Genomic DNA, 22,484 nt, shown 5'->3' on the forward strand with positions numbered 1-22,484 from the left:
CGCCGATAAAGGAGCAGGAAATGGCAAGCCAGGAAGAGGAACTCGAAGCGTGGTGCGGCAGACTGCTCACCTCCTTGGAGCTTGAAGACACCACAGTGGATGTTGGCGCAGTGTTGCAGCTGGCCTCCGTTGCAGCGCACACCGTAGTCCGCCCGGCTGCTCCGCTGACCACCTTCATTGCGGGATTCGCGGCAGGCCTGGCGGCCGGGAGCGGCCAGGCCGACGACGCCGCCGCCATGGGCGCAGCGATGCGCGTGGCTGCCCGAGAATGCAAAAACTACGGTGAAACCGGAGATACTGATGACCACTGACAACTCAACGCCCGTCATACTTCCGCTGCAGCCGAACGCAGCGTGGGAACATGCCCGTAGCTCCGCATACTCCGCAGGACGGCCGCTTCCCTATGAAACAGTCCCGCTGGCCGAGGCACTGGGGCAAATCCTCGCGCTGGATACAACGGCGCTGCAACCGGTTCCCCACTATGCTTCCTCTGCGATGGACGGCTGGGCCGTATCCGGTCCGCCGCCCTGGCAGCTGGTGACCCACGAAGAACCCCGGGCGGAGCGCTGGCAGATCCACAAGGAATCAGGGCGCCGCCCGCTGCAGCCCGGACAGGCCGTGGCCATCCTCACCGGCGGAATGATTCCTGCCGGTGCAAGCAGTGTGCTTCGCTCCGAAAGCGGTGTTGTCTCCGGCGGTGACAAGCTCACCCTCAGCTCCAGCGCCCGAGGAGACGAACCCAGCGTCGGCGAGCACATCCGGCCGGCGGGGGAAGAGGCGGCGGCCGGCGAAGTCACCATTACACGGGGCACCGTGCTCAACCCGGCACACATTGCCCTGGCAGCTGTGTGCGGGCATGACACCTTGCCGGTGCTGCGCCCTCCCCGGGTGTCCCTCCTGCTGACCGGTGATGAAGTCATTGAGTACGGGCTTCCGGAAGCCGGCCAGGTGCGGGATACTTTCGGCCCCCAGCTGCCCCAGCTGGTGACCATGCTGGGCGGCCGCATGGATGTGGTGAGGCGTCTCTCGGACCGTTATGAAGACGTTGTGGCGGCATTGAGCTCCGACGCCACGGACGAGATGTCCATCGCGATGTCCTCCGGAGACGTGCTGATCACCACCGGAGGTACCGGCCGGTCTGAGGCCGACCACCTGCGCCAGGCGCTGGAGGACATGCAGGCTGAGATGCTGATCGACGGCATCGCCATGCGCCCCGGACACCCCACCATGCTGGCACGCCTTCCCGACGGACGTTTGCTTGTGGCGCTTCCCGGCAATCCGCTCGCTGCCATGATGGCGGTCTTCACCGTCCTCCAGCCGCTTCTGGACGGGCTCCGCGGCGCTCCGCTCCCGCCCGAACGGCATGTGCTCGCCGGAGTGGATATCGAGCCGCTGCCGGGACGGACGCGGCTTATTCCGTGCCGGATCGAGAACGGCAGGGCGGTGCCGTCGCCGTACTTCCGATCGGGAATGCTTCGGGGGATCGCGGACGCTGATGCGGTGATGGTGGTCCCAGAGGCAGGGTGCACCACTGACGAAGCCGTTACCGCGCTGCCGCTGCCCTGGACGGTAGAGCAGCCTCCGGCACGTTAGGGCAGGTGCGGCACACCGGACGGGCAGCCGCCACGGTGGAAGAGCAGGCAGTGGTTGGATAAACCGGTTGCTAAAAGCGGGTGTGTCTAAGGAGAGAGTATGGGACGGGTTACCAGACGCGGTCAGATTACGAAATTCCGGACGGACGGAACAGTCACCAAGCGCGAGGACGTACTGGCCGGCGAAGAGCCGCTGGAGATCAGGGTGGGCGGCCGTTCGTTCACCGTGACGATGAGGACGCCGGGCGACGATTTCGACCTGGTTGCAGGGTTCCTGGTTTCAGAGGGCATCATCTGGGAACCGGGACAGCTGGTCAGCCTGCGCTACTGCGCCGGCGTCGACGACTCCGGGCAGCAGACCTTCAACGTGGTGGACGTGCAGTTGCGGCCCGGCACCGCCCTGCCGGACACCACGATGGAGCGCCACGTCTACACCTCAAGTTCGTGCGGTATCTGCGGCACCGCCTCCATAGAAGCGGTTCGCAAGTCGTCCCATTTTTCGGTGGGCGACGACGACGTCCGGGTGCCGCTGCGGATCCTGGCCGGGCTGCCGGAACAGCTCCGGCAGAAACAGAAGGTCTTTGACCGCACCGGTGGCGTGCACGCCGCCGGATTGTTCACCGTCCAAGGTGAGCTGTTGTGCCTGCGTGAAGATGTTGGGCGCCACAACGCCGTCGACAAGGTGGTTGGCTGGGCCCTGCGCGCCGGAATGCTGCCGCTGCGCGGGACCGTGCTGCAGGTTTCCGGCCGGGCATCCTTTGAGCTGGTGCAGAAGGCGCAGCTGGCCGGGATTCCGGTGCTGGCGGCGGTGAGTGCGCCGTCGTCGTTGTCGGTGGAACTGGCCCAGGACGCCGGAATGACCGTGGTTGGTTTCAGCCGCGGATCGTCCTTGAACTGCTATTCGTATCCGGAACGGATCCTCGCCTGAGAAAGACCGGTCAGCAGGCGGGGATCTGGACCGTGACCGTAGTGCCGCGGCCCAGGGTTGAATCGATGTCCAGCTCCCCGCCGTGCTGGAGCACGATGTCCTGAACGATAGCCAGGCCAAGGCCGGTGCCGGGGATGGCGGCCGAGGTGGCGTTGGAGGCCCGGAAAAAGCGCCGAAACAGCTTGGGCAGGTCCGCTTCCGGGATGCCGATGCCGTTGTCCACAATTTGAACCCTGATCTGGCGTCCGGCGTCCATGGCCACCATTTTGCTGCACACGCTAACAGTCCCGCCGGGAAGGGTGAACTTCACGGCATTCGACAACAGGTTCGTAAAGACCTGTTCCAGCTGGGCTTTGTCCCCCCGCACCACATGCGCCGCCGGCAGCAGCCCGAGTTGCAGCGTAATCCCGCTGGCAGCGGCAGCGGGAGCAAGGGACGCAGCCACGGTATCCAGCAGTTCACGGAGGTCCAGGTCCTCCAACGCCAGACCTGCATGGGCATCCGTGCGTGAAATGGTGAGCAGATCGGAAATGAGCTGATCCAGCCTGGCGGCATTGCGCCCAACTATTTCCAGCATCTGCCTGGTTTTCGGCGGAATGTCTTCTCCGGAGCCCTCGAGGATTAGCTCAAGGTAGCCGGTAATCGAGGTTAGCGGGGTCCGCAGCTCGTGATTCACTGTGGCAACGAAGTCAGTCTTGGCCCGATCGAGTTCCCGCAGCCGCGCCAACACCTCACGCTGGGCCGTAATGACGTGCCCCTGCACCAGTCCGTGGGCCAGATTCCCGCATACGTGCTGGATGAGGGAAAGCTCTGTCCGGCTCCACCTCCTGGGTCCGGTGGTGCCGGCAATCCAGACATAGCCAAGCACCTGATCCCCGTGGCCCAGCGGAGCAAAGACCGATGTCCGCACAGCGGCAGGTACGCGGGCCGGGAACATGTCGCTCTCGGGATCGTCGGAGCAGAGGTGGTCCTCGATCCGAAGAACAGCTTCACGATCCCATAACGAGGAACTGAGGATTGAGCTTTCGGTCAGGGGAAGCGGCGGAAGGCCGGCTGTTCCGCGGGCCATGCTCCAGGACGCTGCCACCTCGGGAACACGCTCGTCCTGGAACGTCTCAATCCTGACGTGGCAGGCACCAAACGCCTCGCCAAGACCTTGAACGGCAAGGGCAGCCATCTTCTGGGGGTCATTGGTTCCCCGCAGCGCGGCGGACACGGCCCGGGCTTTGTCCCGGAGACGGGCCGCGGCGACCTTGCGGCGGCGGGTGGCCCGGGTGCCTGCCAGAATAAGGGCCACGCGGTTGGCCAGATCCGTGCTTTGGACGTTGCCGGCTGCAAAGTGGGTGATGCTCAGCTGGACCATTGTTTCAATGTCCAGCTCTTCATCGCCGGCCAGCAGGATGACCGGCAGCGAGGCCACGGAGGGTTCCTGCCGCAGCCGGCTCAGGTGTTCAGGCCCTGTTGCCGCCAGCATTTCCGCGTCGACAACTGCCAGCACCACATCGCGTTCAAGGATGGCGCAGACGACTTCGTGCTCAGACTCCACATGCACCGGAACGAGGCCCGCTGCCAGCAGGACGGCCTCCGCTTTGTCCCGGAGATCAGCGCTGCGGACGCCCACTACCGCGCACTGTTCACCGGCATCACCGGAGGTTTCCGGCAGCGGTAGGAGAGCCGTGGGCATGGATGCCTTTCGTTGTGTGCCGAGCTCCCGAGGAGGACCCGGCGAAAGGAATCCTACCAGCGCGCACACTTATTGGTGTGTCTGCCGTCACTGCGGGGTTTTGGTTCCATCGGGCTCCGGGTTGGAGACGCTGTCCGGGACATTGGACCGGCATCCGGTGTCAGTGCCGAGGCTTAAGCTGGAGAGGGTCAACAACATAAGGACAGATCATGAGCATGGAAAGCGCGGCCTGGAGTTCTCTCCATAAAATCTCCACCGCCAAGGGCAGCACCAACAAGATCTCCAAGGAAACCCTCAAGCGGATAGTCACGTTTGCTTCTCCCTACAAGAAGCAACTGATCGGCTTCATCCTGCTGTCCACCCTTGGTGCTTTTCTGGCAGTTGCCACGCCGGTGCTGGCAGGAGAAGTTGTCAATGCCATCGTGGCGCGCTCGGCGACGGGCGTGGTCATCCAATTGGCGGCGCTCATCGGGGCAGTGGCGGTGGCGGATGCTGCGGTGTCCCTGGCTACCCGCTGGTTCTCGTCGCGGATCGGTGAGCAGGTCATCCTGGACCTAAGGACCGCCGTCTTTGATCACGTGCAGAAAATGCCGATCGCCTTCTTCACCCGCACCCGGACAGGTGCCTTGGTCAGCCGGCTGAACAATGACGTCATTGGAGCCCAGCAGGCCTTCAGCGGAACCCTCTCCGGCGTCGTCAGCAATGTCGTGGCCCTGGTCCTGACTCTGATCGTCATGCTCAACACCTCCTGGCAGGTGACCGTCCTGGCGATGCTGCTGTTGCCGGTGTTCCTGATCCCCGCCCGCCGCATGGGCGGAAAACTTGCTTCGCTGCGCCGTGAGGCGGCCAACCACAACGCATCCATGGGCACGCAGATGACTGAGCGGTTCTCGGCACCCGGTGCCACGCTGGTGAAGCTGTTCGGCCGGCCTGAGCAGGAATCCACCGAGTTCTTGGTACGGGCAGCCCGGGTACGGGACATTGGCGTGAAAATGGCCATGATGCAGGCAGTTTTCGTCACTGCTCTGACCCTGGTTTCCGCCCTGGCTCTGGCCCTGGTCTATGGGCTGGGCGGCTACTTTGCCCTGACCGGGCGGCTGGACACAGGCGATGTGGTGACGCTTGCACTCCTGCTGACCCGGCTCTACGCACCGCTGACGTCGCTGGCCAATGCCCGGGTGGAAATCATGAGCGCGGTGGTGAGTTTCGAGCGCGTTTTCGAAATCCTCGACCTCAAGCCGCTGATTCGCGAGAAGGAGAACCCGGTTCCGGTTCCGGAGGGTCCGCTGGCTGTGGAGTTCGACGACGTCCGCTTTGCCTATCCGACGGCGGACAAAGTGTCGCTGGCGTCGCTGGAGGATGTTGCGGTGCTGGATTCCCGCGGCGGCGAAGAAGTGCTGCACGGCATTTCGTTCCGGGTGGAGCCGGGCCAGACGGTTGCCCTGGTGGGCACTTCCGGTGCCGGCAAATCCACCATCGCCCAGTTGCTCTCCCGGCTGTACGACGTCGATTCCGGGGCCGTGCGCTTTTCCGGCACCGATGTCCGGGACGTCAGTTTCGCTTCCATCCGGCAGGCGCTGGGAATGGTCACCCAGGACGGGCACCTGTTCCATGAAAGCATCCGCTCCAACCTGCTCCTGGCCAATCCGGAAGCCAGCGAGGAACAGGTGTGGGATGCGCTGCGGCGCGCCCGCCTCGAGGACCTGATCCGCTCCCTTCCCGACGGTCTGGACACCATGGTGGGGGAGCGCGGTTACCGGCTGTCGGGCGGAGAGCGCCAGCGGATGACGATCGCCCGTCTGTTGCTGGCCCAGCCCCGGATCGTCATTTTGGACGAAGCGACTGCGGCTTTGGACTCCACGTCCGAAGCCGCCGTGCAGGCTGCCCTCGGGGAAGCGCTGGAAGGCCGCACCGCCGTCGTCATTGCGCACCGGTTGTCCACCATTCGCAACGCGGACAAGATTCTGGTGATTGAGGGAGGCCTCATCGCGGAGCAGGGCACCCACACTGAGCTGTTGGCGCTGGGGGGACGCTATGCGGAGCTTCACGGCACGCAGTTCGCGGTGGAAACAACGCCTGCCGCGGATGTGGACGCTGTGTCGGCGGGGAAGCGCCCGACGGCATCCTGAGGATATGCCCGGGCAGAAGTGTCCGGGCAGAAAAAGCGTCCGGGCATAGAAAGTGCCCCCGGCCGGAATCGAACCGACGACCTGCCCTTTAGGAGAGGGCCGCTCTATCCTACTGAGCTACGAGGGCGGACTGCCGGACTGGCCGGCAGGCGGTTATCAGCTTACCTGTTTCCGCGGCGGTGTTGTTGCAGGCATTACGGTCCGTGTTGTTCGGCGGGCTCTGTTGCCGCCGGCGGAACAGGATCGGCCAACGCGGCCTGATGAGCAGCATAGGCAGAGCGCATGTCTTCCATGAACCGGTGGACAGTTGCCAGTTCCTCCGTGGTGTACCGGTTCATGACCTCGTCGGTGAGCGCTCCGAGCGGCCCGAAGTACGCCCCCGCGAGCTGCATCGCCAGCGGTTCAAAATGAAGGGTTACTTTCCGGCGATCCGCATGGTCGCGGTTGCGGTGGATGTGTCCGATCCGTTCCAGCCGGTCTATCACCGCAGTGGTGGCTCCGGTGGAAGTGCCCAGCTTGGCGCTTAGCCGGCCGGCCGTCAGAGCTTCATGCTTCAGCTCAGCCTCCATGATGAGGGTCAATGCCCGCATGTCGGTGTTATTGAGTCCGTGCCGGTGCGCGAAAGTATCCGCCACGCGCTGCCCGTCAAGGCTCATGCCGCGGATGGCGTTGATGATGTTGCGCCGCAGGTCTATTTCTTCCACGGTCCTACTGTAACTCGACATTGAAGTATCTCTATAAGTGAGATACTTTTTGCTGGAGACAATTTTTAGTGCACCAGGAGCGAGCATGTACGCAGGGATAGTGAAGTCGGCCAAAGCGGCCTGGATTACGCTGCTGCTGAGCCTTGCGGTCGTCATTGGCCTCTTTGCTTTGCCGGCGCAGGAGAACGAGGCCTCCACCGTCGGAGGCCTCAGTGACAAATACCAAACCACGCAGGTCAACGAACTCCTCGAAGAGTTTCCCGATGCGCAGACATCCACCGCACTGATCGTGGTGTCCCGGGAGGACGGCGGCGAACTGACCGACGCCGATCAGGCCGCGATCGCAGAGATTAATGCCGCTGCCACGGAGCTGGGGGCCGTTGGCCCGCCTCCGCAGGTGCCGCCGATCGTGTCGGAAAACAAGCTGGTCGGTCTGGTTCCGGTCACCCTGAAAGCGGCCGCGGACGACGGCGATGCCGTTGCCGCCGAGGTGGAAAGCCTCCGCGGAAGCATTTCGGATGCCGCCCCCGAAGGCATCAAGGCTGAACTGACCGGCGGGGCGGCGTTCACTGCTGACCTGGCCGGTGTTTTTTCCGGAGCAAACTTCATTCTGCTGACCGTTACCGCCGGCGTCGTTGCGCTCCTGCTGCTCATCACCTACCGGTCACCGTGGCTTTGGCTGGTTCCCCTGGCCGTGGTGGCCACCATCGAACAGGCTGCACTGAAGGTGGTGGACCTGCTGGCGCCGGTAGTGGGAATCGACGTTGATCCGTCCGCAGTGGGCATCACCAGCGTGCTGGTCTTTGGTGCTGCCACCAACTACGCCCTGCTGCTGATCGCCCGGTACCGCGAAGAACTGCGCATCCACGAGTCCAAGTACCAGGCCATGGGCAAAGCGCTCACCCGCACCCGGGAAGCGATCATCGCCTCCGGCGGCACGGTTATCCTGGCCCTGCTGGTGCTGCTCTTCACCGATACCCTGAGCTACCGCGGCCTGGGCTTCTCCGCAGCCACCGGCATTGTGCTGGCCATCCTCAGTGCCCTGTTCATCCTGCCTGCAGCTCTGGTGCTGCTCGGCCGGAAGCTCTTCTGGCCGTTCGTGCCCAAGGTCGGCGACGCAGCCCGCGAAGGCAAATTCTGGGGGAAGCTCGGAGAGGCCACGGCCCGTGCCCCCAAGCGCATCGCCGGCACCGCCGTCGTCGTCCTGCTGGCGGCCGGCGCACTCCTGTTCAACGTCCAGATCGGCCTCAGCGAGAACGAACAGTTCACCGAGAAGCCGCAGGCCGTCACCGCAGCCGAAACCCTTGCCGAAGGCTTCCCCGCCGGGTCCACCTCGCCGGTCATTGTCCTGGTGAATACCGATTCCGCGGAAGCCGCGGCGGAAGAACTCGCCGCTGTTGAAGGCGTGTCCAGCGCCGACGTGGTCTCCGAAAACAACGGTGTGAGCCGCATCGACGTTGTAGACCAATACGAGCCCGGCACTGCCGAGGCCAACGCGTTCATTGAAGACCTGCGCAACGATCTGGCGGAAACCCCTGAATATGAAGCGCTGGTGGGCGGGGAAGCCGCCGAACGCGTGGACCAGCTGTCAGCAAACCAGCATGATCTGACCCTGGTGGTCACCTCGGTGATCATCCTGGTGTTCCTCGTTCTGCTGGTCCTGCTGCGCAGCATCGTGGCTCCGGTTCTCCTGGTGGCCTCAGTGCTCCTGACGTTCGTTGCCAGCACCGGCCTCAGCTGGGTGCTGTTCGTGAACGTGCTGGGCTTCCCGGCCCTGGACACGCTCACGCTGCTGTACTCGTTCATCTTCCTGGTGGCACTGGGTGTGGATTACAACATCTTCCTGACCACGAGGGCCCGAGAGAACGCCATGACCATGGGCACCAAGCAGGGCATGCTCAGCGCCCTTCGCTCCACCGGCGGCGTGATCACCAGTGCCGGCATCCTGCTCGCTGCCGTCTTCGCTGTCCTTGGCGTGCTGCCGCTGGTCACCCTGACCCAGGTGGGTATCACCGTGGCGATCGGCGTCCTGCTCGACACCCTGGTGGTGCGCACGGTCATCGTTCCGGCGCTGACCTTCATCCTGGGCGACAAGTTCTGGTGGCCGTCCAATCCGGCAGGCAAAGCCGGCACGGGAGGCCGGCACGAGGCACCTGCCTCGAGTGATGATTCGGGATCGGAGTCCCTGCCTGCACCCGCCGGCGCACATCGGGCAACCACCCGCTGACGGTTCACCCGTAAGAAACAAAAAAGTGCCTGTCCGGACTATCCGGACAGGCACTTTTCTGCTTGAAGTCGATCGTGGGCGGCTAGGCTTTCGTCGAAGCCTGGCTGTCCGCCGCGGGGGGACGGCGTTTGCTGAACACGGCAACCAGCGATGCCAGCAGGCTCAGGGCAAACAGGACCCAGCGCGCAATCGTCAGGGCGCTGGCCAGGGTCGCATCGGCACTGGTCAGGGTGTCCGCGCCAAGAGCCGCGTCAATGGCAACGTTTTCCCACAGATCCACAATGACAAAGAGGATGGGGGCAGCCCACAGAATCCAGCGTTTGACCCGTCCGCGGGCATTCAGCCCGATGATCAGAAGCCAGGTGAAGCCAAAGATCAGGGGAAAGATGGTGCCGGCTGTCTTGTGCACATAACTGAGCTGGCCGAGGGCATCGGCGTCCATGACCGAGCGCAGGTCCGCCAGGTACTCCATGCTGTAGCCGCCCACCAGCGAATCGGGCATGGCCATGCCACCGGAGAGCTGCGTCATCTGATCCAGCACCAGCAGGTGCAGGTAGAAGAACATGAATAAAGTGGTGGCAACCGCCGCCACCAGGATCAGATTGGCGTTGGACTTGGCCTGCTGCCCGGAGGGCGGAGTGGCCATATTCGCTGTATGCGGCGGGGCGACTGCATTCTCGCCGTGCTTGGCGGCCCGCTGTGCCGGAGTTTTTCCCATGCTTAACAGTATGGCCGCAGTGCGCAGCGGCCGTGCTGAAAACCTGCACCGCCACGGAGTCCTCTGCACCTCGGATTTGTACCGGTCAGATAGCATTGGCAGGTTGTCAACGCCGCTGGAGGCCATGTTGGGAAATTACCGGGCTGCCGACAGCCTATGGATCGGCAAGCCGTTTGATGCACGGAATAACAGCCTGAACCTGATTCGGCTGATCTTCGCCGTTGCCGTTCTCGTGCACCATGCCTGGCCGCTTTCGGGGACTGAAAACTCGCCGTCCTTCGCGGGGGATACGCTGGGCGGCTGGGCCGTTGCAGGTTTCTTCGTCATCAGCGGGTACCTCATCACGCACAGCCGCTTCACTCACAGCCTGGGCGATTACCTCGTGCACCGCATCGCGCGCATCGTGCCCGCATTCGTCGTCTGCCTGATTGTGGTGGCGGCTGTCTTTGCGCCCATCGGCTATGCAAAGGCGAACGGCTCCCTGGACGGCTTCTTCGGCACCGGAACCACACCCTTTAACTACGTATTCACCAATCTGGGACTGCGGATGAACGCGTACGACGTTGCCGGAACCCCTGCCGCGGTTCCCTACGCCGGAGTGTGGAACGGCTCATTGTGGAGCATCTACTTTGAGTTCTGCTGCTACATCATCGTGGCCTTTATCGGTCTGTTTGCACTGGTGCGCAAGTCTCCGTGGCCCATCACTGTCCTGTTCGTCCTGAGCGTGGCGGCCAACGTCGCGATGACGCGCATTGCCCCGTACGCGCAGGGCAACTACGAGTTCACGATGCTGATGCATCTGCTGCCGTTTTTCCTTGGCGGTGCCCTGGTCTACGTCTGGAAGCACCGGATCGGCATCCACTGGGTGCCGGCAGTGCTCTCGCTGGCCGCCGCTGCGGTCCTCACCGCTCTCTTTCCGACCTGGGGCGGCGGCGCCTCCGGGGCGTTCATCGCTTACGGGCTCCTGTGGATCTCGCTGTGGCTTCCTTCGCCGCAGCTGGTCAAGAAAAACGACGTGTCCTACGGCATCTACATTTATGCCTTCCCGGTCCAGCAGCTGCTGGCGCTGTACGGGCTGCATGAACGGGGGCTGCCCGCCTACATCATCATTGCGGGAGTCCTCACGTTCCTGCCGGCTATTTGCTCCTGGATCTGGCTGGAGCGGCCCATCATGCGCGCGGTCCGCCGGGCCGGAAAAGCTGCGGCACCGCACGCTGCCGTCCCGGAGCCTTCCGCCGGACCCGCCGCGCCGCTCATGCCCGCCGCTACAGCGGACGGATTCCCGGAAACACCCGCCGCCGCAGCCGCGCAAGCCTGAGCCGGCCGGCCGCCGGCAGCTGCTCCTTTGGTTAGGTGATGGCGCCCGATAGGCTGGCCGAATGAGTGTTCACGCGACGAACGAAGATTTCTCCCTGGCGGCTTCCCTGGTGCGCGATGCCGGGGCACTGGCCCTGCGCATGCGCTCGGAGGGACTGACCGCAACCGCCAAGACCACCGTGTCCGACGTCGTCACCGCGGCGGACCATGCTGCTGAAAAGCTGGTGGTGGAGCGGATCCGCGAGCTCCGCCCCGATGACGGAATAGTGGGGGAGGAAGGTGCCAGCGTTACGGGCACCTCCGGCAGATCCTGGGTGATCGACCCCGTGGACGGGACCTATAACTTCTTTGCCGGATCCACGTACTGGTGTTCCGCGATTGCCCTGAAGGCGGACGAGCCGGAATCACTGGACGGTGATCCTGACGTTCTGCTGGGAGCCATTTTCCAGCCGCAGGAAGACAGGTTGTGGCTCGGCGGCGAGGGACACCCCGCCACCCTCAACGGTGATCCGGTTCCGCCGCTGGAAGACGCATCCCTGGACCGGCTCAGCGCCGGAACCTACCTGCATCCCACCTGGCTGCTCCGCCCCGAAGTGGCCGGTCCCTGGACCGCTGCGGCCTCCCGGGCTGCCACCATCCGCATGCTCGGCTCGGGTTCCTGCGACCTCGGGGGAGTAGCGTCAGGCCGGCTGGGAGCCTGGTTCCAGCACAGCTGCCCGGAGTGGGACTGGCTGCCGGGCAAGGCCATTGTGCGGGCCGCCGGCGGAAGCACGGCCGTGGTTGAGGTGAACGGTTTCCGGTGGCACATCGCGGGTAGGGCGTCGGCGGTACGCGAAATCGAAGGCGCGCTCATACGGGCCTGAACGGGGCCGGCCAGGCGCAGCCCACCACGGCAAAAGGCCAGCGCCGGAATGGTCGGCGCCAGCGCCTAGACTTAAGAGCACCATGGACTATCTTTTTGATCCGTACTTTTCAGCCGCCAAGACCGACGCCGGCAAGCCAGGTACCGCCGCCGCCGATTCCGCCGCGGACTCTCCTTCGCAGAACGGGCGCGGCGACGTCGAACGCCCGCACACGCCGTCGCGCGTTGATGAAAAGCGGGCAGCGGACCTGCTGCAGGGCCTGAATCCGCAGCAGGAAGAAGCAGTGAAGCATGCCGGCTCACCGCTGCTGATCGTGGCCGGAGCGGGATCGGGCAAAACCCGGGTGCTCAGCCATCGGATTGCTTATTTGATGGCCACGGGACGGTCCAACCCCGGCCAGATCCTGGCGATTACGTTCACCAACAAGGCCGCGGCGGAAATGCGCGAGCGCATCGAAACGCTGGTTGGCGGCGTCGCCAAGACCATGTGGATTTCCACGTTCCACTCCTCCTGCGTGCGCATCCTGCGCCGCGAGGCCAAATCCGTGGGCATGAACTCCAATTTCTCCATCTATGACTCAGCGGATTCACTGCGCCTGATCACGCTGGTGGCCAAGGGCCTGGACCTGGACCCCAAGCGATTCACGCCCAAAATGATCATGCACAAGATCTCCGCACTGAAGAATGAACTGATCGACGACGAGTCCTTTGCCGCCTCGGCCAACTACTCCGATCCGTTTGAGCAGGCAGTCGCCGATGTCTACAAGGGCTACACGGAGCGCATGCGGTCGGCCAACGCCATGGACTTTGACGATCTGATCGCCCAGACGGTCTACATGTTCCGTGCGTTCCCCGGCGTAGCCGAGTATTACCGCCGGCGGTTCCGCCACATCCTCGTAGACGAGTACCAGGACACCAACCATGCGCAGTATGCGCTGGTGCGGGAGTTGGTGGGTGTGCCCGGTGAACACAACACGGTGGACATCCCGCCGGCCGAGCTCACGGTGGTCGGTGACTCGGACCAGTCTATTTACGCGTTCCGCGGAGCCGATGTGCGCAACATTGTCGACTTCGAGAAGGACTATCCAACAGCGCGCACCATCCTGCTGGAACAGAACTACCGGTCCACGCAAACCATCCTGAACGCAGCCAACGCCGTCATCTCCCGCAACCCGAACCGGCCGGAAAAGCGCCTGTGGACGGCCGAGGGCAACGGCGAAAAGATTGTTGGCTACGTGGGCGAAAACGAACACGAAGAAGCCCGGTTCATTGCCGAGGAAATTGATCGGCTGCAGGATGAAGAGGGTCTGCGCCCGGGCGACGTCGCGGTGTTCTACCGGACCAACGCACAGTCCCGTTCCCTCGAAGACGTCCTGGTCCGCGTGGGGCTGCCCTACAAGGTGGTCGGCGGCACCCGGTTCTACGAGCGCAAGGAAATCAAGGACGCGCTGGCCTACCTGCGCGTGCTGGTGAACTCAGACGACGTCGTGAACCTGCGCCGGATCCTGAACGAGCCCAAGCGCGGCATCGGCGACCGCGCCGAATATGCCGTAGCGGCCCTGGCCGAGCGGGAACGGATTTCCTTCATGGCAGCCCTGCGGCGGGCGGACGAGGCCCCGGGGCTGGCCACCCGGTCACTCAACGCAGTCAACGGGTTCGTCAAGCTCATCGATGACCTGTCCGAGGTGGCGTCCGGCTCCGGTGCCGCGGCCGCCCTGGAAGCCGTGCTTGAACAGACTGGCTATCTGGCCCAGCTGCGTTCCTCCGCTGACCCGCAGGATGAATCGCGGGTGGAGAACCTTGCCGAACTGGTGGCAGTGGTCCGCGAATATGAGAAGGACAATCCCGAGGGCTCGCTTGGGGAGTTCCTGGAGCAGGTCTCCCTGGTGGCGGACGCCGACTCCATCCCAGACGCGCCGGAAGGCTCGGCCGAGGAAGTGGCAGCCGCCGTCGAGGAGTCCCGCCGCCAGGGCGTGGTAACACTGATGACCCTGCACACCGCCAAGGGCCTGGAATTCCCGGTGGTCTTCCTGACCGGCATGGAGCAGGGGCTCTTCCCGCACCAGCGTTCGGCCACCGACCCTGCGGAGCTGGCCGAAGAACGGCGGCTCGCTTACGTGGGCCTCACCCGTGCCCGAAAGCGCCTCTACATCACGCGTTCTGAAGTGCGGAGCATGTGGGGGCAGAGCCAGTACAACCCCGCCAGCCAGTTTGTCGGGGAGATCCCCGGGGAACTGATCGAGTGGAAGCGCGAAGGGATGGAACGGCCCGCCTGGGGCGGGAGCTCCGGAGCCGGGTCCAGCCGGTACGGCGGCTCGCACTGGGGTGCAGGGTCCGCGTCGGGCTCCGGCACCGGCGGCAACATTTCCGCTGCTCCCGTTGCCAAGGCCATTGGGCGGGTGCAGCCGCAGAAGGAAGTCATTTCAGTGGCGCCGGGGGACAAGGTCAACCACACATCCTTCGGGCACGGAACGGTGCTCGCGGTGGAAGGCTCCGGCGACAAGACCGTCGCCAAGGTGAAGTTCGACGTCGGCGAGAAGCGCCTGCTGCTGAGGTATGCGCCGTTGACAAAGGAGTCTTAGGGGAAAGTAATCTGCGCCTCATACTCCACGGCAGCGGATTTCTACAAACCATAGAACTGTGCGCTTAATCACTAAAGCGGTAGTCTATGGACGGCATTGAGCGCTGAGCGACTAAAGTTCCAGAGAGGCAGACCGGCTACATGCATCTGCTTCTGCGATCATTTGATCGAATGTAAACCTACTTCGACGTAGAAGGACACTAGCCCGTGGACCTGTTTGAATATCAGGCGCGCGATCTTTTTGAGGCGCACGGTGTACCCGTGCTTGCCGGAATCGTGGCGCACACTCCTGAAGAAGCAAAAGCTGCAGCCGAGAAGATTGGCGGCGTAGTTGTCGTCAAAGCACAGGTCAAGGTCGGTGGCCGAGGCAAGGCTGGCGGCGTCAAGGTCGCTAAGACCGCTGACGAGGCGTTCCAGTACGCCTCCGACATCCTCGGAATGGACATCAAGGGCCATACCGTCAACACCGTGATGATCGCCCAGGGCGCTGACATTGCCGAGGAGTTCTACTTCTCCGTTCTTCTGGACCGTGCCAACCGCAACTACCTGGCCATGTGCTCGGTGGAAGGTGGCATGGAAATTGAGGTCCTCGCCGTAGAGCGCCCCGACGCCCTGGCCCGCGTTGCCGTTGACCCCGCCGTGGGCATCGACCAGGCCAAGGCCGAAGAGATCGTCGACGCCGCCGGCTTCGCGCCGGAGCTGCGCGAAGGCGTCGTCAACGCGATCCTCAAGCTGTGGGATGTCTTCGTCAAGGAAGACGCCACCCTGGTGGAGGTCAACCCGCTGGTGCGCACCGGCGCCGGTGACATCGTTGCCCTCGACGGCAAGGTTTCCCTGGATGAAAACGCAGACTTCCGCCAGCCCGGCCACGCCGCGCTGGAAGACAAGGACGCTGCCGATCCGCTCGAGGCCAAGGCCAAGGCCAACGACCTCAACTACGTCAAGCTTGACGGCCAGGTTGGCATCATCGGCAACGGCGCCGGTCTGGTCATGTCCACGCTCGACGTCGTCGCCTACGCCGGCGAGAAGCACGGCAACGTGAAGCCGGCCAACTTCCTGGACATCGGCGGCGGAGCTTCCGCATCCGTCATGGCCGCCGGTCTGGACGTCATCCTGAACGACGAGCAGGTCAAGTCCGTGTTCGTGAACGTCTTCGGCGGCATCACCGCCTGTGACGCCGTCGCCAACGGCATCGTCAAGGCCCTGGAAATCCTGGGCGACGAAGCCAACAAGCCGTTGGTCGTCCGTCTGGACGGTAACAACGTCGAAGAAGGCCGCCGCATCCTCGCCGAAGCCAACCACCCGCTGGTCACGCTGGCCACCACCATGGACGAAGGCGCCGACAAGGCTGCCGAGCTCGCTTACGCCGCTCGCTGATCCAGAGCCTGTCGAACCTTTAGAAAGAGAATCCCCTTATGTCTATCTTTTTGAACAAGGACTCCAAGGTCATCGTTCAGGGCATCACCGGCGGCGAAGGAACCAAACACACCGCCCTGATGCTCAAGGCCGGAACCCAGGTTGTCGGCGGCGTTAACGCCCGCAAGGCCGGCACCACGGTCACCCACGGCGACGTGGAACTGCCCGTTTTCGGCACCGTCACCGAGGCCATGGACAAGACCAACGCAGACGTCTCCATCGTCTTCGTGCCGCCGGCCTTCACCAAGGACGCCGTCATGGAAGCGATCGACGCCGGCATCGGCCTCGTCGTCGTCATCACCGAAGGTGTTCCCGTCCAGGATTCCGCTGAGTTCTGGGCCCACGCCCAGTCCAAGGTGGATGCCGACGGCAACCAGGTCACCCGCATCATCGGCCCGAACTGCCCCGGCATCATTACCCCGGGCGAAGCACTGGTTGGCATCACCCCCAACAACATCACCTCCAAGGGCCCGATCGGCTTGGTCTCCAAGTCCGGCACCCTGACCTACCAGATGATGTACGAGCTGCGTGACCTGGGCTTCTCCACCGCCATCGGCATTGGCGGCGACCCCGTCATCGGCACCACGCACATCGATGCGCTGGCCGCATTCGAAGCTGACCCGGAGACCAAGGCCATCGTCATGATCGGCGAAATCGGCGGCGACGCCGAAGAGCGTGCCGCCGAGTTCATCAAGGCCAACGTCACCAAGCCGGTTGTCGGCTACGTGGCCGGCTTCACCGCTCCCGAAGGCAAGACCATGGGCCACGCAGGCGCCATCGTCTCCGGTTCCGCAGGAACCGCTCAGGCCAAGAAGGAAGCTCTTGAAGCTGCCGGCGTGAAGGTCGGCAAGACGCCGTCCGAGACCGCCACCCTGCTGCGCGAAGTTTACGCAGCGCTCTAACACGCACGCATCAGCCCCCGTCCGCCGGAGTACTTTCCGGCGGGCGGGGGTTTTTGTGCGCTTGGCTATATCCAGAAAGAACGTGATGTCCACAACTCTTACCCCCGCCTCCTCCGCACGGCAGGGCCGAAACCGCCACCGCGGTGTGCTGGGGCGTGCCTCCTGGATTGCCACCCTCGGTGGCTTCCTGTTCGGCTATGACACCGGTGTCATCAACGGGGCGCTGCCCTTCATGACGGAGGATCTGGGCCTGACCCCGTTCACGGAAGGCCTGATTACTTCAAGCCTCCTTTTCGGAGCAGCCTTTGGTGCCCTGGCCGCAGGCCAGCTCGCTGACCGGTTCGGCCGCCGCCGGCTGTTGATGGCCCTGGCCGCAGTCTTCCTCGCCGGTGCCCTCGGTACAGCGGCTGCCCCCACCGTGGGTTTGATGGTGGTGGCCCGCGTGGTGCTGGGTCTGGCCGTGGGCGGAGCATCCGCCGTCGTGCCCATGTTCCTGTCCGAAATTGCTCCCGCTGACCGGCGCGGACAAATGGTGACGCGGGACCAGCTGATGATCGTCACCGGGCAGCTGGCTGCTTTCACGGTCAACGCCGGCATCGGCAACGCATGGGGCGGGGAGACCCACGTCTGGCGGTGGATGCTGGCCGTGGCCTCGCTACCGGCGATCGCCCTGTGGATCGGCATGAAGTTTGTGCCGGAAAGCCCGCGCTGGCTCGCCGCGCAGGGACGCTACCCGCAGATGATGGCGGTGCTGCAGAAAATCCGCAGCACTGAAGACGCGCAGACCGAGTACGACGGCGTCCGCGCCCTGGGCGCCGGCGAAGACACCCGGCGCGGTTCCTTCAAGGACTTCGCCGAACCCTGGCTGTTCCGGGTGCTGCTGATCGGCATGGGCATGTCCGTGGTCCAGCAGATCACCGGAGTCAACGCCATCGTGTATTACGGGACGCAGATCCTCGCCGACGCCGGATTCGGCACCGAAGCCGCGCTGACCGCCAACATCGCAAACGGCGTCGTCTCGGTGGCCGCCGCGATCCTGGGCATCTGGCTGCTGGGCAGGGTGGGCCGCCGTCCCATGCTGATCACCGGCCTGATCGGCACCTCCACGACGCTGCTGCTCATCGGCGTCGCCTCCATTACGATGCCCGAGGGGACGGCCCGCGGCTTCGTGGTGTTGTCCCTGACGGTGTTGTTCCTGGCCTTCCAGCAGGGTTCCATCTCTCCGGTCACCTGGCTGATGATCGCCGAAATCTTCCCGCTGCGGGTCCGCGGGCTGGGCATGGGATTGTCCGTTTTCGTGCAGTGGATGGCGAACTTCGCCGTCGGCTTCTCTTTCCCCATGCTGATGGCCGGCCTCGGAATATCCACTACGTTCTTCATCTTCGTGGCGCTGGGCCTTTGCGCGATTGTGTTCGTGAAGCACTTCATGCCCGAAACCCGGGGACGAAGCCTGGAGCAGGTGGAAGCACAGCTCCGCGCCGCCGGCACCAAGTAGCCGGGGCCCGGCTGAAGTGTCAGATGCGGTAACAGCGGCAGAGTCCTCTGCCGCTGTTACCGCATGGCAGGACAGAAGACCTAGGGAACCACAGGGTAAGCGCCAACCGTCGGCACCGTGACCGACGCCGTGAAGCTGGTCAGGGCCGTCGCCTTCGGAAGTGCGTAGACGGACGTTGCCGGCGTCACCTGCAGCACCAGCCTGCTGGCGGACGTTACGGTGTAGGACACCTCTTCCAAGGGCACTGTCACCGTGCGTTCCCGGCCGTCCAGGATGAGGGGAACCGGGGTGACCTGGTTGCCCAGCACCAGCGACGCCCGGGCCCTGTCTATGATCTGCGCATACACATGGGTGTTCCCCTGGGGTGCGTATCCGCGGTAGGTCAGGGTCAGCTGCGGAGCTCCAAAGACCGACGTCGTCACCGCCGGCGCGCTGATGGGCACGTTGACGGCCGACGGCGCCACGGCCGCCGCAACAACCGCGCCGCTGAGGGCAGCCGGCGTCAGCAGCAGCGGCCCCTTGCCGGACCCGGTCAGCGACCCGGTGGCTGCCGGATAACCCGGAGCCGCCCGGGTCACGCCAAACTGGTCGATGAACTCGAACGCCGCTCCGGTATCCACCGGTGCATCCTGCAGATACTTGCCGAACCAGTTCAGCACCGCAGGCGTGATGCGGTCCGGTCCGGCCGTGGAGTTGCACAGACCGTGACCGCCGCAGAACTGCAGCATCTTGGTGGGGGTGCCGGCGCTGCTGATCAGTTCATAGTTGCGGGTGGCTTCGGAGAGCGTAAAGAGGGTATCCGCGGTGCCCTGGATGATCAGGGTCGGTGCCGTGATGGACGTGAACATCTCGTCCGGGGTGAGCGAGGCGAAGTACGCCACGGATTCGGAGCTGAGCCGGTTCGGATAGGTCAGCCCCTCCTTGCAGGCTTTGCGCACAGGCGCGGACAGTGCGCCCTGGTTGCCAACGAGCGAACCCAGTTGGCCCAGCGCGGTGCCTTCGGTGCAGAGCAACGCACCCCAGCCAGTCTTGAACGAGCCTTCTTTGTACAGGCTGGTGGTCAGGTCATTCCAGGCGATGGTGGGGGCGATGGCGTCTACGCGCGGATCCTGGGACGCCAGGACAAATTGGATGCCGCCGCCGTAGGAAGCACCTGCCATGCCAAGCACCGGATCCCCCGGGGCATCCAGGCGGGCCTCGGGCTGGGCCGCGATGTAATCCACGATGGCCTGGGCGTCCCGGCCCTCGTACTGCGGGTTGTTGATGTAGGCCTCGCCGCCGCTGAGGCCGAAGCCGCGCGGGTCCCAGGTCACCACGTTATATCCGGCATCGCGCAGGGGAGCGATGCCGATGGAACCGATGAGTGTGCTGGTGGAAGTGACGGGGAGGCGTCCGCCGGGAAGCCCGAACCCGGGCCCGACCATTACAGTGGGCGCCTGCTGGCCGGAGGCAAGACCCGCGGCCGGAAAGAAGTTGGTGTGGATGGGAGTGCCGTCAAAACTCGTGATGACGACGTCGGTGCGGACGGCGGGTGCGGCTGCTTGAACCGGTGCCGCCCAGACGGCGGGAGCCGCTGCCAGGGATGAGCCCAGCAGTCCTGCTGCTGCGGCCAGAATACCAAGATGCTTCCTCATAGGGACCTCATTGTCTCTGTGCGTGATTGTCGCAAAGCATGGCGTGGAGCGAGTTACCATTCGGTAACTTGTGGGAGGCTATGCAGAGGATTGAGGTACCGCAAGGAAGACGGTCAAAGTGGGGCCAAATTGGGGGAATTAGCGGTTCCCGCTGCCGGGGAGTCTTCAGCCAGGTTCTGTCGTCAAGTACTCTTCCGCCTTCACATGAGGCGTTGCCCCCCAGCCGAGACAGCAGAGGCCCGCGCAGCATTCTCAAGAATAATGCTGCGCGGGCCCCAGCTTCGGCTGGCTAGCTGCGCGGGCGCAGCGGTCCGCCGTCGCCCGCTGGCGTTCCGGCCTGCGCTGAACGCGCGGGCACGGGGGCGGGGGTGGCGGCGTCGTGCGTGGTGGCCTCGTGCTCATGCGTGGACAGATCGAAGGTCGATCCGCCGTGCTCATCCACACCGGAGGCGATAGCCCGTTCAACCACTGACCTGGCCAGCCGGCGCCGCAGGGCCATCGGGTCGCGGGTCAGGTCCTTGGCGAGGGCAACGGTCATCAGCAGCATGACGAGCGCGAACGGCAGCGCCGCCACGATGGTGATCCGCTGCAGGGCAGCCAGCGCCGTTGACGGATCGGCGTCGTCTCCCGCCAGGAGCATGACCGCCGCCACCGCACCGGTCAGGACACCCCAGAAGATGACGACGCCGCGGGCCGGCTTGTCAGACCCGTTGGAGCTCAGGGATGCCATCACAATGGATGCGGAGTCCGCACCGGTGACGAAGAAGATGCCCACCAGCACCATGGCCAGGATACCGACGGCCGCAGCAATCAGGTTGGGCATGGGCAGCAGGGCAAACAGCTCGAAGAGGGCTGCGTCCGAGCCGGCAGCCGCCGTCAGGGCATCTGCCTCGCCCGGAGCGGCAGTCTGGGACGTGCCGATGGCGGCGCCGCCGAAAATCGAGAACCAGAGGACGGTGACCACGAAAGGAACCAGCAGGACGCCGCTGACAAATTGCCGGATGGTCCGCCCGCGGCTGATGCGGGCAATGAACATGCCAACAAACGGCGTCCAGGAAAGCCACCAGGCCCAGTAGAAGATGGTCCATCCGGAGAGCCAGGCACGCATGGATTCGTCGCCGACGGCCTCGGTGCGTGACGCCATCTCGGCCATGTTGCCGGCGTAGTCGGCAATGGCGGAGGGAATCACGTTAAGGATGAACAGTGTGGGGCCGGCGATAAAAACGACGATCGCCAGCAGCAGTGCAAGGCCCATGTTGATGTTGGAGAGCCACTGGATGCCCTTGGAGATCCCGGACATGGCTGAGCCTACGAAGCACGCCGTCAGGATCGCGACGATGCCAACCAGGATGGGGGCGCCGACGGTGTCGACCCAGCCGGTTGATTCCATGCCGCTGCCAATCTGCAGTGCACCCAGGCCAAGGGAGGCCGCGGTGCCGAAGAGAGTCGCGAAAATGGCAAAAACGTTCAGCAGCTTGCCCAGTGGACCGTCAACCCGTGCCCGGCCAAAGAGGGAGGTGAAGGTGGAGGAAATGAGCTGCTTGCGTCCAAGCCGGTAGCTGCCGTAAGCCATGGCGATGCCAACAATTGCGTACATGGCCCAGGGATGCAGTCCCCAATGGAACATTGAAGTGGCCATGGCGGTGCGCAGGGCTTCCGGAGTCTGTCCGTCCACGGTGCCGGGGGGAGGCGAAACGTAGTGGAACAGCGGTTCCGCAACGCCGTAGAACATCAGGCCGATGCCCATGCCGGCAGCGAACATCATGGAGATCCAGGACAGTGTCTTGAACTCCGGTTCCTCATCGTCCTTGCCCAGCGGAATGTTGCCAAAACGGCCCAGGGCGAGCCACAGGACGTAAACCACGAAGAAGGACGCCAGCAGGACAAACAGCCAGCCGGTGTTGGCCATGACCCAGTCCAGAGCAGTCTGGGACGACGTGGCCAGCGAATCACCGCCCACGAATCCCCACAGGATGAAGGCAATGGCCAGTGCACCGGTGATTCCGAAGAGGACCTTGTCCAGTTTGGCCGGTACGTCGGCCCGGCGGGCAGCTTCATGCGCCCGTTCGGTTTCCAGGAGCTGCTGGAGCAGTTCCTGGTCCGGATCAGCTTCTGCAATCAGGGCGTCTTCCCCCGGGATGGCGGGCGGAATTTCAGTCGTGTTAGCCATAGGCCTTCCTAGATATTAACGGAAGAATGCCCGGTATTCGTAAGGATATTTCGGGCGGCTGGGATGAGGCGGCTGGTCCCGGAATCTGCAGGCATAAACTCTGCGGGCATGGCTTTTACCGGGTG

General features: G+C 64.2%; 16 protein-coding genes and 1 tRNA gene. 11 read left to right on the top strand and 6 right to left on the bottom strand.

The genetic code is table 11. The features are described 5' to 3' along the window. The first annotated feature begins 20 nt into the window (after window positions 1-20). The 3 genes from CXR00_RS18440 to fdhD all read left to right on the top strand — a co-directional run bounded on the left by CXR00_RS18440 (window position 21) and on the right by fdhD (window position 2,520). Window positions 21-311 (top strand): DUF6457 domain-containing protein, encoded by a 291-nt coding sequence (locus tag CXR00_RS18440; protein ID WP_219815636.1) that lies wholly within the window; start codon window positions 21-23, stop codon window positions 309-311. Further along, a complete protein-coding gene (locus tag CXR00_RS17065) occupies window positions 301-1,593 on the top strand; it encodes a molybdopterin molybdotransferase MoeA (protein ID WP_104056107.1) in 1,293 nt (430 codons plus the stop codon). The genes CXR00_RS18440 and CXR00_RS17065 overlap by 11 nt, the downstream gene beginning before the upstream one ends. A 99-nt stretch (window positions 1,594-1,692) precedes the next feature. Beyond that, the gene (gene fdhD / locus CXR00_RS17070) at window positions 1,693-2,520 is read left to right on the top strand and encodes a formate dehydrogenase accessory sulfurtransferase FdhD (protein ID WP_104056109.1); all 828 of its coding nucleotides are present in this window, start codon (window positions 1,693-1,695) and stop codon (window positions 2,518-2,520) included. 10 nt (window positions 2,521-2,530) lie between these two features. Here fdhD and CXR00_RS17075 read toward each other — a convergent pair whose 3' ends face one another. After that, a complete protein-coding gene (locus CXR00_RS17075) occupies window positions 2,531-4,204 on the bottom strand; it encodes an ATP-binding protein (protein WP_104056111.1) in 1,674 nt (557 codons plus the stop codon). Between the two features lie 209 nt (window positions 4,205-4,413). Here CXR00_RS17075 and CXR00_RS17080 point away from each other — a divergent pair, with 209 nt between their 5' ends. Then, window positions 4,414-6,333: an ABC transporter ATP-binding protein gene (locus CXR00_RS17080; RefSeq protein ID WP_104056114.1), complete on the top strand. Its 1,920-nt coding sequence runs from the start codon at window positions 4,414-4,416 to the stop codon at window positions 6,331-6,333. Window positions 6,334-6,386: 53 nt separating this feature from the next. Here CXR00_RS17080 and CXR00_RS17085 read toward each other — a convergent pair. Both CXR00_RS17085 and CXR00_RS17090 read right to left on the bottom strand, forming a co-directional pair. Continuing rightward, window positions 6,387-6,460: transfer RNA gene (locus CXR00_RS17085), tRNA-Arg, on the bottom strand. Between the two features lie 67 nt (window positions 6,461-6,527). Continuing rightward, on the bottom strand, window positions 6,528-7,037 hold the full coding sequence (locus CXR00_RS17090; RefSeq protein ID WP_219816045.1) for a MarR family winged helix-turn-helix transcriptional regulator: 510 nt from the start codon (window positions 7,035-7,037) through the stop codon (window positions 6,528-6,530). Window positions 7,038-7,122: 85 nt separating this feature from the next. Between CXR00_RS17090 and CXR00_RS17095 the strand changes: the two genes are divergently transcribed. Continuing rightward, window positions 7,123-9,264 (top strand): MMPL family transporter, encoded by a 2,142-nt coding sequence (locus CXR00_RS17095; RefSeq protein ID WP_104056118.1) that lies wholly within the window; start codon window positions 7,123-7,125, stop codon window positions 9,262-9,264. Window positions 9,265-9,346: 82 nt separating this feature from the next. On the opposite strand, the gene CXR00_RS17100 is transcribed toward CXR00_RS17095, so the two are convergent. After that, the gene (locus CXR00_RS17100) at window positions 9,347-9,982 is read right to left on the bottom strand and encodes a hypothetical protein (RefSeq protein ID WP_104056120.1); all 636 of its coding nucleotides are present in this window, start codon (window positions 9,980-9,982) and stop codon (window positions 9,347-9,349) included. Between CXR00_RS17100 and CXR00_RS17105 the strand changes: the two genes are divergently transcribed. The 6 genes from CXR00_RS17105 (at window position 9,981) to CXR00_RS17130 (ending at window position 18,555) form a co-directional block, all read left to right on the top strand. Continuing rightward, complete coding sequence (locus tag CXR00_RS17105) at window positions 9,981-11,300, top strand: acyltransferase (protein ID WP_104056122.1); 1,320 nt, start codon at window positions 9,981-9,983, stop codon at window positions 11,298-11,300. The two genes, CXR00_RS17100 and CXR00_RS17105, sit on opposite strands and share 2 nt — an antisense overlap. A 61-nt stretch (window positions 11,301-11,361) precedes the next feature. Next, complete coding sequence (locus tag CXR00_RS17110; RefSeq protein WP_104056124.1) at window positions 11,362-12,162, top strand: inositol monophosphatase family protein; 801 nt, start codon at window positions 11,362-11,364, stop codon at window positions 12,160-12,162. An 82-nt stretch (window positions 12,163-12,244) separates the two neighbouring features. Further along, window positions 12,245-14,743, top strand: a complete 2,499-nt coding sequence (gene pcrA, locus CXR00_RS17115; RefSeq protein WP_104056126.1) for a DNA helicase PcrA — start codon at window positions 12,245-12,247, stop codon at window positions 14,741-14,743. A gap of 206 nt (window positions 14,744-14,949) precedes the next feature. Further along, window positions 14,950-16,119 (top strand): ADP-forming succinate--CoA ligase subunit beta, encoded by a 1,170-nt coding sequence (gene sucC / locus CXR00_RS17120; RefSeq protein ID WP_104056128.1) that lies wholly within the window; start codon window positions 14,950-14,952, stop codon window positions 16,117-16,119. A gap of 38 nt (window positions 16,120-16,157) precedes the next feature. After that, window positions 16,158-17,060: a succinate--CoA ligase subunit alpha gene (sucD, locus tag CXR00_RS17125; RefSeq protein ID WP_104056130.1), complete on the top strand. Its 903-nt coding sequence runs from the start codon at window positions 16,158-16,160 to the stop codon at window positions 17,058-17,060. 85 nt (window positions 17,061-17,145) lie between these two features. Beyond that, on the top strand, window positions 17,146-18,555 hold the full coding sequence (locus tag CXR00_RS17130) for a sugar porter family MFS transporter (RefSeq protein WP_104056132.1): 1,410 nt from the start codon (window positions 17,146-17,148) through the stop codon (window positions 18,553-18,555). 80 nt (window positions 18,556-18,635) lie between these two features. Here the strand turns inward: CXR00_RS17130 and CXR00_RS17135 are convergent, their stop codons facing one another. Together CXR00_RS17135 and CXR00_RS17140 are read right to left on the bottom strand one after the other, a co-directional pair. Next, window positions 18,636-20,189 (bottom strand): alpha/beta hydrolase, encoded by a 1,554-nt coding sequence (locus CXR00_RS17135; protein ID WP_219816046.1) that lies wholly within the window; start codon window positions 20,187-20,189, stop codon window positions 18,636-18,638. 289 nt (window positions 20,190-20,478) lie between these two features. Then, the gene (locus CXR00_RS17140; RefSeq protein WP_104056136.1) at window positions 20,479-22,359 is read right to left on the bottom strand and encodes a BCCT family transporter; all 1,881 of its coding nucleotides are present in this window, start codon (window positions 22,357-22,359) and stop codon (window positions 20,479-20,481) included. Window positions 22,360-22,484: the final 125 nt, after the last annotated feature.

The sequence above is a fragment of the Arthrobacter sp. 9E16 genome (genome assembly GCF_002929435.1).
Taxonomy (GTDB): Bacteria; Actinomycetota; Actinomycetes; order Actinomycetales; family Micrococcaceae; genus Arthrobacter_B; species Arthrobacter_B sunyaminii.